Consider the following 17,082-nt stretch of genomic DNA (forward strand, 5'->3'; position numbering starts at 1 on the left):
AGGTTGGGACTATGACCACTCCGGCCATTGACGCAGTTCACGTGCGAGCCCCCGGCAAGATCAACGTGTTCATGCGCGTCGGGGCGGTGATGGACGACGGATACCACGACGTCGCGACGGCCTACCAGGCGGTCTCCCTCTACGAGGATGTCCGCGCGTATCCGGCGGACGATTTCTCGGTGACGTTCGGCGGCTCGATCGACACCAGCGACCTGCCGACCGACGGAACCAATCTCGCCGTCAAGGCGGCCAGGATGCTCGCCAGGAAGACCGGATACACCGGCGGCGTCCGCCTCGAGATCGACAAGCACGTTCCGATCGCGGGCGGGATGGGCGGAGGCTCCGCGGACGCGGCGGCCACCCTCGTCGCCTGCGACGCGCTCTGGGGCACGGAGGCGAGCAAGGAGGACCTGCACGCCATCGCCGCCCGGCTCGGCGCCGACGTGCCGTTCGCCCTGGTCGGCGGAACGGCCATCGGAACCGGCAGGGGGGACAGGCTGAGCCCGGCGCTCGCGACCGGCCAGTTCCACTGGGTGCTCGCGCTGCCGGACAGCCAGCTGAGCACGCCGGCGGTCTACAGCGAGCTCGACCGGCACCGCGAACGCCACTCTCGCGACATCGCGCCGGCGCAGTTCACCCCGACGGTCGACACGGCCGTACTGCAGGCGCTGCGGGCGGGAGACCCGGCCATGCTCGCCGAGTCGCTGACGAACGACCTGCAGGCCCCCGCCATCCACTTGGCGCCGGAGATCGGCGCCGTCATCGAGCTGGGGGAGATGAACGGCGCGCTCGCCGGCATCGTCTCCGGCTCCGGCCCGACGGTCGCCTTCCTGACAGCCGACCTCGACAGCGCGCTCGACCTGCAGATCGCGCTGAGCGCCGCCCGGCTGACCGCGGTGCGGGCGACGGGCCCCGTGCACGGGGCACGCATTCTGAACGACTAGCGCGGCGGTCAGGTGGCGGTGATGACTCCGGTGAGGAGGAGGATGGCGACGACCACCGCGAGGCCGATGCGGTACCAGATGAAGACCGTGATCGGGTGCTTGGTGACCAGCCGGAGCAGCCAGGCGATGCTCACGTAGGCCACGACGAGGCTCACGATCGTGGCGACGATGGTGGGCAGCCAGCCGACGCTGGAGCTGATCGCGCTCGCCTGCGTGATGCCCTCGTATCCGCCCGCCGCGACGAGCGCCGGGATGGCGAGGAAGAACGACAACCGGGTCGCCGCCACGCGGTCGAGGCCGCGGAACAGGCCGGCGCTGATCGTCGCGCCCGAGCGGGAGACGCCGGGGATGAGGGCGATCACCTGGAAGACGCCGATGGCGACCGCGTCGAGCACGGTGGTCGACTCCTCGTGCCGGTCCTGTTTCCCGACGCGCTCCGCCGCCCACATGACGATGCTCCACAGGATGAGGGCGGCGACCACCACCCACAGGTTGCGCAGGCCGCCCGAGATGAGATCTTTGGCCACCAGGCCGACGATCGCGATCGGGATGGAGCCGATGATCACGTACCAGCCCATCCGGTAGTCGTGGCCGCGCGCATCCCGGTTGAACAGGCCGCGCGCCCAGGCGACGACGATGCGGACGATGTCTTTCCAGAAGTAGATGATCGCCGCGAGGATGGCGCCGACCTGGATGATCGCGGTGAACGCTGTCACACCCTGGTCGTCGATCTGCAGTCCGAGGAGTTTCTCGACGATGGTCAGGTGGCCGGTGCTCGACACGGGAAGGAATTCCGTGATGCCTTCGACGATGCCGAGGATCAGGGCTTGCAGCAGGTTCATCCGACCGCCTCTCGATTCAGTGTGCGCTCCCCAGCATGTCGGGACGGCGGCAAGAAGTCTCTGAGAATCGCGAAGGGAGAGGTTTTTCTACCCTGGTTTTCTACCCAGGGATGCCCAGCGCGCAGACGCAAGTCGGGTGTTGAGACGATTCGTTGAGCATCGTATCCAAGCGTCCCAGCGGGCGGGCATCCCGGGGTGTGATCCCAAAATACCGAGGCCGTCAGGTGGGCTCATAACCGTGGGAGGAAAACCGTCAAGTATTGACGGGGCGGTGCCTGGCACGGGTCGCGCGCACGCTGCGGGAGGCGATGCTGAGCTTCCGCAGATCACGCCGCGACGACAGTTCCAGCTTCGCCAGGATGTTCCGCACATGGAAGTTGACGGTGGTCACCGACACGTACAGCCGCTCCGCGATCTCCTTGTTGGTCATGCCGGCCGCGAGCGCGTACGCGACCTGCCGTTCCCTCGTGGTGAGCGGCGCGAACGGGTCCGTCTGCGCGTCGTCCGCCCCTCTGCCGCTCGCGCTCAGTTCCTCCAGCAGCCGGGCGCAGCGGGACAGATACCCGGATGCGCCGACCCGGCGGAACGTGTCGGCCGCCTGTTCGAGCAGCGCCGTCGCGCGCGGCCGGTCCGTGCCGAGCTCGGCCAGCAGCCGCCCGGCGTCGGCCGCCGCGACAGCCTGCGGGAACGGGAACCGCGCAGCAGACGCATCGTCGAGCGACGCGAGGTACGCGTCCAGCGCTTCATGCCGCGCCCCCTCGGCTTCGAGCACGCGGCCTTCCAGCCAGCCGAGCGAGCCGTAGTACGGTCGCCACATCCCGGGCGCCTGGCAGAGGGCGAACGCGGCGCGCGCGTCCGCCGCCCGGCCGAGTGCCGCCAGCGCATCCACCCGGTAGGTCAGCCAGCCGAGAGTGGATGCGCGGGTCGCCACCGCCTCCGCCTCCTCCGTCGCGGCGAGCTGGGTCGCGCGGTCGCCGAGGGCGCGGGCGAGTTCGGCGCGCGCGATGAACGGGAGGTCGCTGTCGTACGACCCGGCGATGCTGAGCTTCGCCTGGGCGGCGGAGCGGAGGCGCTCCTCCACGGCCGCCGCCTCTCCGCGCCCCGCGCGGACCAGCGTCGACGCCCAGAGGGCGATCGGCCAGCCGGACAGGTCCGTCTCGTCGAGGGCGAGCGCGACGGAGGCGTCCGCGAGGGTGACCGACTCGTCCCACTCGCCGAGGAGGAACAGGACGTGGGCGTAGATCGTGCGTCCGAACCCGGCCGTCCAGCTCGACGGGAACCGGCGCAGCAGCTCGTTGGCCTGCGCCAGGTCGTCGCGGGCGCGGTCGATGTCGCCGCTGAGGACGAACACGCGGGCGCGGGAGATGAACGCGTCGACGACGGACGGGGAGACGGTGGACGGCGTCGACGCGGCAGCGAGGAGGTCGTCGAGTTCCGCGACGAGCTCACCGACCACGGCGGGCCGCACGTGTCCGGCGGCGGTGAGCGCCCAGCCGAGCAGCCGCAGCAGGTAGTCGCGGGGCTGGGCGAGCCAGCGCAGGGCGGGGTCAGCGATCTCGTCCGGGTCGGACGGCGCTTCGGCGATCAGGCGACGGCCGGTGTCGAGGTGGTCGAAGACGCCGGGGAAGTCGCGCGTCGCCATCAGGACTTTCGGCAGCGCCTCTGCGACGTGCGCGCGGATCGCCCGCTCGTCCGCCGTGGTCGCCTGGCTCGCTTCGAGCGTGAGCGCGATGCCGAGCGCACCCGGGATGTCGCCGGTGAGCGTGCGCAGTTCGAGCACGACGAGGTCGCGCGCCTGCGAAGCGGGCAGCGCCTCGATGGCGGGCGCCAGGTCGAAGATGCGCTCGTGCATCCTGGTGCGCAGCGCGAGCAGCCCGATCTCCAGCAGGGCGCGGTCGTGCTCCGCCCCCGGAGCCGCGAGGTGCACGGCCGAGCGGGCGTAGCTCATCGCCTGATCCGCCTGGTTGCGGTCGGCCGCCACCCTGCTCGCTTCGAGCAGTTCGGCCACGAGGGTCGGGTCTGCGACGTCGGCCGCCTCCACCCGGTGGCGGAGGGCGCGGTGCCCGGTCAGGACCTCGGCGGCGACCCGGTGGATGGCCACCCTGCGCTCCAGGGTCAGGTCGCCACTGAGGGCGTCGGCGAGGATGGCGTGCGCGGGCTCCACCCAGACGACGCCGTCGCGCTCGGAGGAGAGCACGAGGCCGCGGGAGACGGCGCCCGCCGCATCCACCCGGCTGCCGAGCCGGGCGGCGATGGTGCCGAAGACGGGCAGCGGCAGCGGGTCGCGGAGCACGGCGATGATCTCGGCCGCCTCGCGCACCGACGGGTCCGCCCCTTCGAGCGCGGAGCCGACCGCCGTGGAGAGCGGGGTGATCGCGGCGGCGGGAAGGTCCCAGCCGGCCGGGTGCAGGGCCGCGGCGAAGGTGTCCCGGAGCTGCCCGAGCAGCACGCTGAGCAGCAGAGGAGACCCCTGGGTCGCCTCGGTGAGTCTGGTGGCCGTGCGCCGGGAGACCGCGTGACCCAGGATGTGCTGGGCCAGGTCCTGGGTGTCGGCGACGGAGAACGGGGCGAGCTCCACCCTGGCGTGGTTGACCGTCGACGCGGCGACGTCCTCGAACAGCGAGACCACGCTGCCGGAGAGAGGCCTGGTCGCCGCGGTGAACAGGAAGCCCTGATCGGACAGCCGCCGCACCACGAACCGCAGAGCCCTGGCAGACGCCTCGTCGACCCACTGCGCGTCGTCGACGATCAGGCAGACCGGCTTGCCGACCCCGTCGACGGCGTCGAGCAGCAGGCGCCCCACCGTGAGTGGGTCGTCAGACGGCTCCGGCGGCCGGATGCGCGTCCCGCTGACCGCGTTGAGCCCGCGCACCAGGGTCTCCACCGTCGCGTAGCTGAGGTCGGATTCGAACGAGTCGGCGTGCACCCGCAGCACGGTCCAGCCGTCGAGGCGTTCCGCCACGTCGGCGAGCAGCGCGGTCTTGCCGAGCCCCGCCTCTCCGGTGACCAGCAGGGCGCCGCCCTTGCCGAGTGCACGATGGGCGACGAGCAGCATCGTCTCGCGTTCCCTGTCGCGGCCGAACAGCGGCTTCGCATCCGGGTTCGAGGCCTCGTCGGTCACGTTGGTTCCCCATCCCGACCGGCCGTACGCCGTGCGGGTATTCGGGAGACGGACCGGTCTCAGCGATCTTCGCACACCATCGGGCGGCCCGGATTCCCCCGTCCTGGGGGCGAACGACCGGCCGGTAGGCTGGAAACCCTCATGGCACACCTCCTCGGCGCTGAGTCGCTGCACCTCGAATACCCGACGCGCGTGATCTTCGACAGCGTCACGATCGGCATCAACGAGGGCGACCGCATCGGCATCGTCGGCCGCAACGGCGACGGCAAGTCCACGCTGCTTTCGTTGCTCGCCGGGCGCATCGAACCGGACTCCGGACGCGTCACCCGCCGCCGCGACGTCAGCGTCGGGATGCTCGACCAGGGCGATGAGCTCGACCCGGCCCTCACGGTCGGCCAGGCCATCGTCGGCGACCAGGAGGAACACCTCTGGGCCGGGGATGCGCGCGTCAGGGACGTGCTGGCCGGGCTCGTCTCCGATATCCGCTGGGAGGCGACGATCGGCGAGCTCTCCGGCGGCCAGCGCCGCCGCGTCGCGCTCGCCGCGCTGCTGGTGCACGACCACGACATCCTGTTCCTGGACGAGCCGACCAACCACCTGGACATCGAGGGCGTCGCCTGGCTGGCCGCGCACCTGAAGACCCGCTGGCCCGCCACGGCGGGCGGGCTCGTGGTGGTGACCCACGACCGGTGGTTCCTCGACGAGGTCTCCACGGCCACGTGGGAGGTGCACGACCGCCTGATCGAGCCGTTCGAGGGCGGATACGCCGCGTACATCCTGCAGCGCGTCGAGCGCGACAGAATGGCGGCGGTGGTCGAGGGCAAGCGCCAGAACCTGATGCGCAAAGAACTCGCCTGGCTGCGCCGCGGAGCCCCCGCCCGCACCTCTAAGCCCAAGTTCCGGATGGATGCCGCCGCCGAGCTGATCGCGGACGAGCCGCCCGTGCGCAACCCCGTCGAGCTCAGCCAGATGGCCACGGCCCGGCTCGGCAAAGACGTGGTCGACCTGCTCGACACCACCGTGATCTACCCGCCGAAGACGGTGCTGCGCGACATCGAGTGGCGAATCGCGCCGGGGGAGCGCACCGGCATCCTCGGCGTGAACGGCGCGGGCAAGTCCACGCTGCTCGGGCTCATCGCGGGCACCGTCGAGCCGACCTCCGGCCGGGTCAAGCGCGGCAAGACCGTGCAGATCGCCACCCTCACCCAGCAGCTGTCCGAGCTGGACGACGTGATGGACGAGCGGGTCAGCGCCGTCATCGCCGGCAAGCGCACCACCTACCTCGCGGGCGGCAAGGAGATGACGCCCGGTCAGCTCCTCGAACGCCTCGGCTTCACCAACGCCCAGCTGTCCACGCCGGTCAAGGATCTCTCCGGCGGCCAGAAGCGGCGCCTGCAGCTGCTGCTCATCCTGCTCGACGAGCCGAACGTGCTCATCCTCGACGAGCCGACCAACGACCTCGACACCGACATGCTCGCCGCGATGGAGGATCTGCTCGACTCCTGGCCGGGCACCCTCATCGTCGTCTCGCACGACCGCTACCTCATCGAGCGCGTCACCGACCAGCAGTACGCGGTGATGGATGCGTCCCTCCGGCACCTGCCGGGAGGAGTGGACGAGTACCTGCGGCTGCGGAAGGGCCAGCTGGCGAGCGGGGGACCGGCGGCGACCGCGGCGGCCGTGCCCGCATCCGGAGCGGCGGCATCCCGCGCATCCGGAGCATCCGGGGCCGCCCCCGCGCTCACCGGCGCCGCCCTGCGCGCGGCCGAGAAGGAGGTCACCTCCATCGACCGCCGCCTCGGCAAGCTGGCCGACCAGGTGGCGGCGACGCACGAACGCCTCGCCCAGCACGACCAGAGCGACTACGAGGGCATCGGCGTCATCTCCGCCGAGCTTCGCGCCCTGGAAGACGAGATCGCCACCCTGGAGACCCGCTGGCTGGAACTCTCCGAGCAACTCGAAGGCTGACCCATCCTGCGCGGCTAGGCTCGCCGCATGGCAACGCACGCCGTCACCAACCAGCCGCCGCCTCGCGTCGACCTGGACGAGTTCGCCGCGAACGTCCCCCTCGCCGAGGTGGTCGAACGCCACGACGCCGGATGGGCGACCTCCGACCTGGCCGCCGTCGGTCGGCTGGTCGGCAGCGCACGGTTCCAGCACGACGCCGAACGCGCGAACGTGCACGAACCGGAGCTGCGCGCCTTCGACCGCTGGGGCACCAGGATCGACGAGGTCGAGTACGACCCGTCGTACCACCGCATCCTCGGCGAGGCCGTCGCCGCCGGCGCCCACACCTCGGCCTGGGCGGAACCACGGCCGGGCGCGAACGTCGCCCGTGCCGCCACGTTCATGCTGTTCGCGCAGATCGAGCCAGGACACGCCTGCCCGGTGTCGATGACCCACGCGGCCGTCCCTGCGCTCGCGGCCTCCGACACGCTGAGCGCGGCCTGGCTGCCTCGCCTGCTCAGCCGGGAGTACGACCCCGGCCTCTCCGCGGGCAAACGCTCCGCGCTGTTCGGGATGGCCATGACCGAGAAGCAGGGCGGCTCGGATGTGCGGGCGAACACCACCACGGCCGTCCCGGACGGCGACGGCCGCCACGTGCTCACCGGGCACAAGTGGTTCTGCTCGGCCCCGATGTCCGACGCGTTCCTGGTGCTCGCGCAGACGCCGTCCGGCCACGGCGAGTCGAGTCTGAGCTGCTTCCTCGTGCCCCGGATGCTCGACGACGGCACCCGCAACGCCTTCGCCATCCAGCGGCTCAAGGACAAGCTCGGCAACCGCTCGAACGCCTCCAGCGAGGTCGAGTTCGACGGCACGGTCGGGCACCTGCTCGGCGAGGAGGGCCGGGGCGTGCGCACCATCCTGGAGATGGTGAACCGCACCAGGCTGGACTGCATCCTGGGCAGCGCGGCCGGGATGCGGCAGGCGGTCGCCGAAGCGGCCTGGCACGCCAGGCACCGGTCGGCGTTCGGCGCTCACCTGATCGACCAGCCGGCGATGACCGCCGTGATCGCGGACCTCGCTCTCGAGTCGGAGGCGGCGACGGCGGTCGCCCTCCGGCTCGCCCGCGCTCACGACGCCGACGCGTCGGACGCCGACCGCGCCTTCCGCCGCCTCGCGACCGCCGTGACCAAGTACTGGGTCTGCAAGCGCGGGCCCGGGCATGCGTACGAAGCTCTGGAGTGTCTCGGCGGCAACGGGTACACCGAGGCGTTCCCGCTCGCGCGCCGCTACCGCGAGCAGCCGGTGATGGCGATCTGGGAGGGCTCTGGCAACGTGATCGCGCTGGATGTGCTGCGCGCACTGCAGCGCGAGCCGGACTCCTTCGACGCGTTCGACGCCGAGCTCGCCGCGGCGCGTGGCGTGCATCCCGGATTCGACGCCCACCACGATGCGGTGCGAGCGACCGTCGCCGGCCTCGCGGGCACCGACCCCCGGGATGCGCAGGCCGCCGTCCGGCCGCTCGTCGCGTCCCTGGCGCTGGCCCTGCAGGCGTCGCTGCTGCTGCGTCACGCGCCGGACGGGATCGGCGCCGCCTTCGTCGACGCGCGCCTCGGCGACGGCCGCGGAGCGCTCTACGGCGAACTGCCGTCAGCGGCCCGGTCGGCCATTCCCGTGCTCATCGCGCGCGCCTGACCGGACAGGAAACGGGGACCCCCGCCGCTACTCCGCCCCGATGGCCGCGTAGAACTGCCCTACGGCCTTGCGGTTGTACGCCACGTAGTCGAACGTGCTCGCGGGCACCTCTCCGGCGAGGAACGCGGTGAGCCCCTGGGCGACACCGGCGTCCGACTGCGGCACGACGAGCCCGCTGCCGGCCGGCAGCGCGTTCTTGGCCGAGGCGAACTCGACGGTGACGATCGGCAGCCCGAGCACCAGCGCCTCGAGGATCACCATCGGCTGGCCCTCGTAGTCGCTCGACAGCACGAAGCAGTCCGCCGCCGCCATGATCGCGTGCGGATTGCGCTGCATCCCGGTCAGGAACACCGAGTCGGTGAGCCCGAGGCTCTCGATGAGCGCGGTGAGGTCGTCGAACAGCGGTCCGGCGCCGACGATGACGAGCCGGGTGGCCGGATGCGCGGCGTGCACCTCCGCGAACGCCCTGATCAGCCGCGCCTGGTTCTTCTCCGGGGACAGCCTGCCGACGTTGACGAAGGTGGTCACCCCGTCGTCGCGCGCGAGCAGCGCGTTCGCCCAGGCCGGGTTCGCGCCGGTCTCCTCGTCGAAGGTGAGCTCGTGCAGGTCGGCCTGCGCGTTCTCCAGGATGTGCTCGGCGTCGACCGTGTTCAGCGCGTACGTGAACTTCTCCGGCCGCGCGTACTCCGCCAGGCCGTCCCTGTTGATGTCCGACAGGGTCGGAGACACCGACACGAGGTGGTCGTACTGCTCGTAGAGGGTGAACAGCTGCGTGAGGCTGTGCAGCATCTTCTTCTCGCCGCCGACCTCGCGGTGCGCATCCGACGCCAGGTCGTTGTGCAGCCAGATCGAGCGCTCCGCCTCGGGGGAGTGCAGCAGCAGGGTCGCCCAGAACGGCCCGTAGCCGGAGAAGTCGACGACGTAGTCGAAGCGGCTCTCGCCGAAGCAGCGCGACCACTCGTCGTTCCACAGCCGGTTCTGCGACGGGATGTTCGCGTGCTCGGCGATGCGGCCGCGGCGGAAGTCGAGGTGGCGGGCGAGGTGGCGCAGCTTGGCGCCGTTCATGCCGCCGACCCGTGGGAACTGCCGCACGGCGGGGTGGATCTGCTTCTGCTTGCCGATGGTGGCCTTCGACCTGCTCTGCGCGAAGAACGCCGACACGTCGTAGCGGTCGTGGTCGAGGTTGTTGAGCAGGTTGAGTGCGGACGTGGTGATGCCGTTCGGTCGCATCCCGCCCAGGTAGAGGAGGAGCTTGACGCGTCCGTCGTCGGCGAGGTCGGTGCGCAGCCGGTAGCCGTCGCGCACGCCGCGGAACACGATGTCGACGACGCGCTTCGACGCGGCGCCGTCCTCGTATGGGACGAACCTGCGCTGCGCGGCGAGGTAGCGCTCGCGCCACTCCTCCGGCACGGCATCCCCGTTCTCGGCGATGGCGGCGAGGTCGTCGCCGATCTCGCGTGCGGACATGCGCGCAGGGCCCGGCCACTCGTCCGGCTCGAAGTAGAGGCCGCGGGTGCCCGCGTAGTCCGCGATGTCCGGCGTGAAGAACAGGATGGGCCTGCCGGTCTGCAGGAAGTCGAAGTAGATGCTCGAGTAGTCGGTGATGAGGGCGTCGGTCGCGCCGAGCACGGCGTTCGTCGGCAGTTCGTTCGGCACGAGCATCCGCTTCAGCTCCGGCCGGTGCCTGGCGAGCTTGTGCACGCTCTGGTGCGTCTTCAGCAGCACCACGTACCTGCTGGTGTCGATGCGCTCCTCGATCGCGGCGACGTGCGCGAGGATCTCGTCGATGTCGTCGGTGGGCCGCCCGAATGACGCGCCCTTCCAGGTGGGCGCGTACAGCACGATCTTCCTGTCGCCGAGCGGGATGCCCGCCTCGGTCAGCTGACGGCGGACGGACGCGCGGCCCGCGTCGTCGAGGAACTGCCTGTCGATGCGCGGGTAGCCCTCCTCGACCAGCGTGCCGCGGTAGATCCCGGTCAGCTTGTATCCGGTCTCGTACATCTGCTCGGCCATGAAGGGGTTGGCGGCGAGCAGATAATCGGCCTGCACGAAGTTGCGCACGATGTTCGCCGTGCCGAGCGCCCCGTCTTCGATGTCGTAGCCCATGCGCTTGAGCGGTGTGCCGTGCCAGGTGTTGAGGTAGACCTGCCCGTCGCGCTTGCCGAAGTCGGGAGGGAACGTCGCGTTGTTGACCAGGTATTGGCTGGTGGCGAGCGCGCGGTAGTACGCGGCGGAGCCGTACTTGACGAAGCTGACCCGCGGGTTCCCGGCGAACTCCTCGACGGCTGCACGGTACTGGGTGAGGTTGGAGAGCGCCCAGACGTGGGTGAGGTGGGCGAGGTCGGGGGCGGCCAGGAGCTCACGGAAGATGGCTTCCGGGTTGTCGAGCATCCCGTTGCCGGAGAAGGACTCGTAGAACACCGAGCCGATCACGAGCGGCTGCCGACGCCAGTGCGCGTGGATCTCGAAACGGGCGGCGCGCTTGACCCGGGAGGGCAGGCGTTTCAGGCGGGAGAGTCTCATCGCCCCCGATTTTATGAGAGGGGCATAACAGTCTCCTGAGAGCGGCCCATGCGTCCGCTCTGGATGTCAGGATTCTTCGTCGAAGCCGAGGGAGAGTTTGCGGAGCAGCGAGGCGAGCCGTTCCTGCTCGGTGGGGGAGAGGCCGACCAGGATGTCCGACTCGGCGTCCACGAGGCGGGTGATCGCCGCATCCACTCTGGTGAGGCCCTGCGCCGTCATCTGCACCAGGATGCCGCGGCCGTCGTTGGGATCGGTGCGCCGCTCGACGAGTTCGCGGGAGACGAGCCTGTCGATGCGGTTCGTCATGGTGCCGCTCGACACGAGCGTCTGCTGCAGCAGCGCCTTCGGGCTCAGCTGGTACGGCGCGCCGGCACGGCGGAGCGCCGCGAGCACGTCGAACTCCCACGACTCCAGGTCGGAGCGGTCGAACGCGGTGCGGCGGGCCCTGTCCAGGTGGCGGGACAGCCGGGCGACGCGGGAGAGCACCTGCAGCGGCGAGAAGTCCAGGTCCGGGCGTTCGCGCAGCCAGGAGTCCACGATGCGGTCGACTTCGTCGCGTGCGTCAGGCGTCCGTGGGTCAGGCATCTCCCCATGCTATTTCGTCGGGCGGTCGCTCGATGGTCTGGCAAACTGTGTTGTGCGCACAGCGCGGTCCGCCTTGGTGTAATGGCAGCACGACAGCCTTTGGAGCTGTTAGGTCTAGGTTCGAATCCTGGAGGCGGAGCGGAACCGATCGTCCGATCCCCTGGAGTGATATGACCGACCAGAATCTTGCCATCGTCGTGCTCGCGGCAGGACAGGGGACGCGGATGAAGTCCGCCACCCCCAAGCTCCTGCATCCACTGGCCGGCCTGCCGATCATCGGGCACGTCCTCGCCACGGCGAAGCAGCTCGACGCCGCGCACGTCGTCTCGGTGGTGCGGCACGAGCGCGACCGTCTCGTCGAGGTCATCTCCGTCGACCTGCCGGAGAGCGTGATCGTCGACCAGGACGACGTGCCAGGCACCGGCCGCGCCGTCGAGCTGGCCGTCGATGCCCTCCCCGCCGACTTCTCCGGCGACGTGCTCGTGGTCAACGGGGACGTCCCCCTGCTCGACGCAGGCACGCTGCGCGAGCTGATCGAGAAGCACCGGGCAGGAGGAGCGGCGGCGACCATCCTGTCGTCGTTCCCCGCGGAAGCCACCGGATACGGCCGCATCGTGCGCACAGAGAGCGGCCACCTCGACCGCATCGTCGAGCACAAGGACGCGACGGAGGCCGAGCGCGAGATCGGCGAGATCAACGCGGGCATCTACCTCTTCGGTCTTTCTCAGCTGCGCGACCAGCTCGCTGCGCTCACCACGGACAACGCGCAGGGAGAGAAGTACCTCACCGACGTCATCGGGCTGCTGCGCAAGGCGGGCTTCGACGTGGATGCACTCCCCGTCTCCGAGTCGTGGCTGGTCGAGGGCATCAACGACCGCGCCCAGCTCAGCGAGGCCGCCGCCAAGCTGAACGCCCTGATCGTGCGCACCTGGCAGCTGGCCGGGGTCACCATCCAGGACCCGGCGACCACCTGGATCGACGTGAAGACCAGGCTCGCCCCCGACGTCACCATCCTGCCGGGAACCCAGCTGCGCGGCGCGACAGTGGTGGAGACCGGCGCCGTCGTCGGCCCGGACACCACGCTGCTCGACTGCGAGGTCGGCGAGAACGCGACGGTGAAGCGCACGGACGGCACGCTCGCCGTGATCGGCGCGGGCGCGACGGTCGGCCCCTTCGCCTACCTGCGCCCGGGCACCATCCTCGGCGCGGACGGCAAGATCGGCACCTTCGTCGAGACCAAGAACGCCGTCATCGGCGCAGGCACCAAGCTCGCCCACTTCAACTACGTGGGGGATGCGACGGTCGGCGAGAAGTCGAACCTGGGCGCCGGCGTCATCACCGCCAACTACGACGGCGTCAACAAGCACCGCACCGAGATCGGCTCGCACGTTCGTGCCAGCACGAACACGGTGTTCGTCGCGCCCGTTAGGATGGGTGACGGAGCGTACACGGGAGCGGGAACCATCGTCCGCAAGGACGTACCTGCTGGAGCGCTCGCCCTCACGGTGGCTCCGCAACGCAACATCGAAGGTTGGGTCGCGCAGAAGCGGCCGGGCACCGACGCCGCCACAGCTGCGGAAGAGAGCGGAGAGTAAGTGTCAGGGATCACCACCACCGGCCAGAAGCGACTAGTTCTGATTTCTGGGCGGGCGCATCCCCAGCTTGCAGAAGAGATCGCGGAGTGCCTGGGCAGCGACCTCGTCCCCACCGACGCACGCACCTTCGCCAACGGCGAGATCTACGCGCGCTTCGATGAGAGCGTGCGCGGCTCGGACGCATTCGTCATCCAGTCGCACACCTCGCCGATCAACGAGTGGCTCATGGAGCAGCTGATCATGGTGGATGCGCTCAAGCGGGCCTCCGCGAAGCGCATCACCGTCGTCGCCCCGTTCTACCCGTACGCCCGCCAGGACAAGAAGGGCCGCGGCCGCGAGCCGATCTCCGCCCGCCTCGTCGCCGACCTGTTCAAGGCCGCGGGAGCCGACCGCATCATGTCGGTCGACCTGCACGCCGCGCAGATCCAGGGCTTCTTCGACGGCCCCGTCGACCACCTCTTCGCCATGCCCGTGCTGCTCGAGCACATGAAGCGCGAGCTCGACCCCGCGGTCACCACGGTGGTCTCCCCGGACATGGGCCGCGTGCGCGTCGCCGACATCTGGAGCGACAAGCTCGGTGTGCCGCTCGCGATCATCCACAAGCGCCGCGACCCGCTGGTGCCGAACCAGGTCTCCGTGCACGAGATCGTCGGTGCTGTCGAGGGCCGCGTCTGCCTGCTGGTGGACGACCTGATCGACACCGGCCGCACCATCGTCAAGGCCGCGGAGGCGCTCAAGGCGAACGGCGCGATCGGCGTCGTCGTCGCCGCCACCCACGCCGTGTTCAGCGACCCGGCCGTCGAGCTGCTGCAGAGCGACGCGATCGACTCGGTCGTCGTCACGGACACGCTCCCGCTCCCCGAGCACAAGCGCTGGGACAAGCTCACCATCCTGCCCATCGCCCCGCTCCTGGCGAACGCGATCCAGCAGGTCTTCACCGACGGCTCCGTCACCTCGATGTTCGACGGGGCGGCCTAGCCAACAGTTCTCCGCCCCCTGCGAGTGTTTCCTAGGGAAGCGCGTGCGGGGTCGACGGGATCAGCCCGAGGGGAGCCACGAACGTGGCATCCCCCTCGGTGTTGAGCGCGTAGCACTGCCAGCCAGGGCCGGCAGGCGCGAACAATTCGAAGCGCGCTGACGAGCTCCGCGCATCCGGCTCGTAGCGGCCGACGTACACGGCACAGGTCTGCGTGGCGGTCTCGGTCGCGATGCTGATGGTGACGAGTACGCCGGGCAGCACCAGCGCCACGAGCCCGACGACCACCACGATGCGCGTGGCGATCATCGCACGGCGCCCGCGTAGCGGCCGCTCGTCCTCCGGCTCGTAGCCCACCAGCTCGGGATGCTCGTCAAACGTCACCCTCCGAGTCTCAGCCGAACGCGGGCGAACCGCAACCCGCGTCCGGCCTCGATCACTCGCCGGTGAGCCAGGGAGGGGTCAGTGGCTGGAGCCCTCGGTCTCGATCTCGGTGCGGTCGCCGGACCAGAGGGTGTGGAAGGTTCCCTCGCGGTCGACGCGCCTGTAGGTGTGCGCGCCGAAGAAGTCGCGCTGGCCCTGCACCAGGGCGGCGGGCAGGCGCTTCACCGCGAGCGAGTCGTAGTACGAGAGCGCTGCGCCGAAGCCGGGGATCGGCACCCCGGAGAGCGCAGCGGTGGCGACGACGCGGCGCCAGGCCGCCTCGCCCTCGGCGACGGCGTCGGCGAAGTACGGGGCCTCGAGGAGCGTGGCGATGTCCGGGTTCTCGTCGTAGGCGTCGGCGATGCGGTTGAGGAACTGGGCGCGGATGATGCAGCCGCCGCGCCAGATCTTGGCGATCTTGTCCTTGTTGATGTTCCAGCCGTACTTCTCGGCGCCGGCGATGATCGCGTCGAAGCCCTGCGCGTATGCGACGACCTTGGAGGCGTAGAGCGCCTTCGAGACGTCGTCCGCGAACGACGCGTCCACCGTCTGCACTTCGGGGCGCGAGGTCACGACGGACTGCACGGCGGCGCGCTGGGCCGGCTTGGACGACACGGCGCGGGCGAACACGGCTTCCGCGATGCCGCCGACCGGGACGCCGAGGTCCAGGGCGTTCTGCACGGTCCAGACGCCGGTGCCCTTCGACCCGGCCTGGTCGAGGACGATGTCGACGAACGGCTTGCCGGTCTCCGCATCCACCTGGCGGAGCACCTCGGCGGTGATCTCGATCAGGTAGGACTCGAGGTAGCCCTTGTTCCACTCGGTGAACACGTCGGCGATCGCGGCGGGCTCCAGGCCGCCGACGGTGCGCAGCAGGTCGTACGCCTCGGCGATGAGCTGCATGTCGGCGTACTCGATGCCGTTGTGGATCATCTTCACGAAGTGGCCTGCTCCGTCGGTGCCGACGTGCGTGACGCAGGGCTCGCCCTCGGCGACCGCGGCGATCGAGGCGAGGATCGGCCCGAGCGTCTTGTACGACTCCTCCGAACCGCCCGGCATGATCGACGGGCCCTTAAGCGCGCCCTCCTCGCCGCCGGAGATGCCGGTGCCGACGAAGTGGATGCCCGTGGGGGAGATGCGCTTCTCCCGCTCGATGGTGTCCTGGAAGTTCGCGTTGCCGCCGTCGACGATGATGTCGCCCGGCTCGAACCGCTCCACCAGCTGGTCGATCACGGCGTCCGTGCCCTTACCGGCCTGCACCATGATGATCGCGGTGCGCGGCTTCGCCAGCGACGCCACGAAGTCGTCGATGCTCTCCGACGCGACGAACCCGGCTTCGGGATGCTCGGTGATGAGCTCGTCGGTGCGCGCGTACGTGCGGTTGTACACGGCGACCGTGTTGCCTTCACGGGAGGCGAGGTTGCGGGCCAGGTTCGAGCCCATCACCGCCAGACCCACGACACCGATGTTGGCTGATGCTTCGTTGGACACAGAACGCTCCTTCGGATGCGGCGGACGGCCGCCTTGAGTGTGAGAGGGGGGACGCGAGATCGCGTGCGGCCGAAACGTCCAGATCCGGACCGGAGACCATCGTTCGCGCTCCGACTGGCGCTGGTGGCGTGCGTCGAGCAGACCCGACCAGCCTACCAAGCTCCGCGCTGCGGAGGTCAGCCGGAGTGCTCAGTCGCAGAGGTCGGACGAGACGCTGTCGTCCCCGCCCACCACGATGGCCGTGACGACATCGTCGCCGTTGACCACGAAGTCGACGTACCGGCCGTTTCCGTCGCCGAGCGCGTACGCCCGCTGCCCGCCGGAGACGCTGTTGCTTCGTTCGAGGTCCGGGTACGCCGCCCGCAGCGCATCCAGGGTCGAACCGAGGCCGATGCCCGCGCTGGTCTTCGGCGTCGGGGACACCGCCTGGTCGAGACCAGAGGCGTCAGCCACCCGGATGCGCACCGCGGTCGTCGCGCTGCCGTCCCGCGCGACGGCGGTCACCGTCGGCTGGGCGCCGTCCGGCGTCGAGCCGGACTGCTTCGTCTCGAGTTCGTAGCCGATGCAGCCGTCTTCGTCGATGCTCTTCGAGAATCCCGGGATCGCGGACGTCTGCGCCTTCACGTCCCCGCCGATGGTGAGCGGGCCCATCCCCGCCCAGGTGACGAGCCAGGCCGACACGTTCGCCGGGTCGACAGGGATGGCGCTCGCGGTCTTCTGCGGGGCTGGCCTGGTCGGCGAGGCAGGGGAGGAGGTCTTCGCGGTGTCGGAGGCGGGCGTGCATCCGGTGAGTGCGGCGAGAACGACGGCGGCAGCCGCCGCGGCCGGGCCGAATCCTGTCGCGCGCATTCACGTCCCCCTGGTCCCTGATAAAGCATCAATATCGCATACGGCGGCCGTGTGCCGCCACCGCCCCGCGATCGGCTAGACTTGCTGATTGAAC

The 17,082-nt window shown here is 70.2% G+C and carries 12 protein-coding genes and 1 tRNA gene; 6 read left to right on the forward strand and 7 right to left on the reverse strand.

Translation table 11 applies throughout. The features are described 5' to 3' along the window. The first annotated feature begins 11 nt into the window (after positions 1 to 11). Complete coding sequence (locus AC1ROC_RS13610; protein WP_168689795.1) at positions 12 to 944, forward strand: 4-(cytidine 5'-diphospho)-2-C-methyl-D-erythritol kinase; 933 nt, start codon at positions 12 to 14, stop codon at positions 942 to 944. An 8-nt stretch (positions 945 to 952) separates the two neighbouring features. On the opposite strand, the gene AC1ROC_RS13615 is transcribed toward AC1ROC_RS13610, so the two are convergent. Continuing rightward, positions 953 to 1,786, reverse strand: a complete 834-nt coding sequence (locus tag AC1ROC_RS13615) for an undecaprenyl-diphosphate phosphatase (protein WP_168689794.1) — start codon at positions 1,784 to 1,786, stop codon at positions 953 to 955. A 253-nt stretch (positions 1,787 to 2,039) separates the two neighbouring features. Next, the gene (locus tag AC1ROC_RS13620; RefSeq protein WP_493000755.1) at positions 2,040 to 4,907 is read right to left on the reverse strand and encodes a helix-turn-helix transcriptional regulator; all 2,868 of its coding nucleotides are present in this window, start codon (positions 4,905 to 4,907) and stop codon (positions 2,040 to 2,042) included. 141 nt (positions 4,908 to 5,048) lie between these two features. On the opposite strand from AC1ROC_RS13620, the gene AC1ROC_RS13625 reads away from it, so the two are divergent. Then, positions 5,049 to 6,875, forward strand: coding sequence for an ABC-F family ATP-binding cassette domain-containing protein (locus AC1ROC_RS13625; protein WP_493000757.1), 1,827 nt, complete (start codon positions 5,049 to 5,051; stop codon positions 6,873 to 6,875). Between the two features lie 27 nt (positions 6,876 to 6,902). After that, positions 6,903 to 8,546 (forward strand): acyl-CoA dehydrogenase family protein, encoded by a 1,644-nt coding sequence (locus AC1ROC_RS13630; RefSeq protein WP_493000759.1) that lies wholly within the window; start codon positions 6,903 to 6,905, stop codon positions 8,544 to 8,546. Positions 8,547 to 8,573: 27 nt separating this feature from the next. On the opposite strand, the gene AC1ROC_RS13635 is transcribed toward AC1ROC_RS13630, so the two are convergent. Together AC1ROC_RS13635 and AC1ROC_RS13640 are read right to left on the reverse strand one after the other, a co-directional pair. Next, positions 8,574 to 11,069 carry a CDP-glycerol glycerophosphotransferase family protein gene (locus AC1ROC_RS13635; protein WP_493000761.1) on the reverse strand — a complete coding sequence of 832 codons (2,496 nt, stop codon included), beginning with the start codon at positions 11,067 to 11,069 and terminating at the stop codon, positions 8,574 to 8,576. A 66-nt stretch (positions 11,070 to 11,135) separates the two neighbouring features. Continuing rightward, positions 11,136 to 11,654 (reverse strand): MarR family winged helix-turn-helix transcriptional regulator, encoded by a 519-nt coding sequence (locus AC1ROC_RS13640; RefSeq protein ID WP_085369734.1) that lies wholly within the window; start codon positions 11,652 to 11,654, stop codon positions 11,136 to 11,138. A 67-nt stretch (positions 11,655 to 11,721) separates the two neighbouring features. Here AC1ROC_RS13640 and AC1ROC_RS13645 point away from each other — a divergent pair. From AC1ROC_RS13645 to AC1ROC_RS13655, 3 genes are all read left to right on the forward strand, one after another. Next, positions 11,722 to 11,793, forward strand: a tRNA-Gln gene (locus AC1ROC_RS13645). A gap of 31 nt (positions 11,794 to 11,824) precedes the next feature. Continuing rightward, positions 11,825 to 13,249 (forward strand): bifunctional UDP-N-acetylglucosamine diphosphorylase/glucosamine-1-phosphate N-acetyltransferase GlmU, encoded by a 1,425-nt coding sequence (gene glmU, locus AC1ROC_RS13650; RefSeq protein ID WP_493000764.1) that lies wholly within the window; start codon positions 11,825 to 11,827, stop codon positions 13,247 to 13,249. Next, positions 13,250 to 14,227 carry a ribose-phosphate diphosphokinase gene (locus tag AC1ROC_RS13655; protein ID WP_085369732.1) on the forward strand — a complete coding sequence of 326 codons (978 nt, stop codon included), beginning with the start codon at positions 13,250 to 13,252 and terminating at the stop codon, positions 14,225 to 14,227. A gap of 31 nt (positions 14,228 to 14,258) precedes the next feature. Here the strand turns inward: AC1ROC_RS13655 and AC1ROC_RS13660 are convergent, their stop codons facing one another. The 3 genes from AC1ROC_RS13660 to AC1ROC_RS13670 form a co-directional block, all read right to left on the reverse strand. After that, positions 14,259 to 14,609 (reverse strand): hypothetical protein, encoded by a 351-nt coding sequence (locus AC1ROC_RS13660; RefSeq protein WP_085369731.1) that lies wholly within the window; start codon positions 14,607 to 14,609, stop codon positions 14,259 to 14,261. A gap of 78 nt (positions 14,610 to 14,687) precedes the next feature. Further along, a complete protein-coding gene (gene gnd / locus AC1ROC_RS13665; RefSeq protein WP_493000767.1) occupies positions 14,688 to 16,139 on the reverse strand; it encodes an NADP-dependent phosphogluconate dehydrogenase in 1,452 nt (483 codons plus the stop codon). A 189-nt stretch (positions 16,140 to 16,328) separates the two neighbouring features. Continuing rightward, on the reverse strand, positions 16,329 to 16,988 hold the full coding sequence (locus tag AC1ROC_RS13670) for a hypothetical protein (protein WP_493000769.1): 660 nt from the start codon (positions 16,986 to 16,988) through the stop codon (positions 16,329 to 16,331). Positions 16,989 to 17,082: the final 94 nt, after the last annotated feature.

It is taken from the genome of Leifsonia sp. GW821-FHT13C05, from assembly GCF_058806515.1.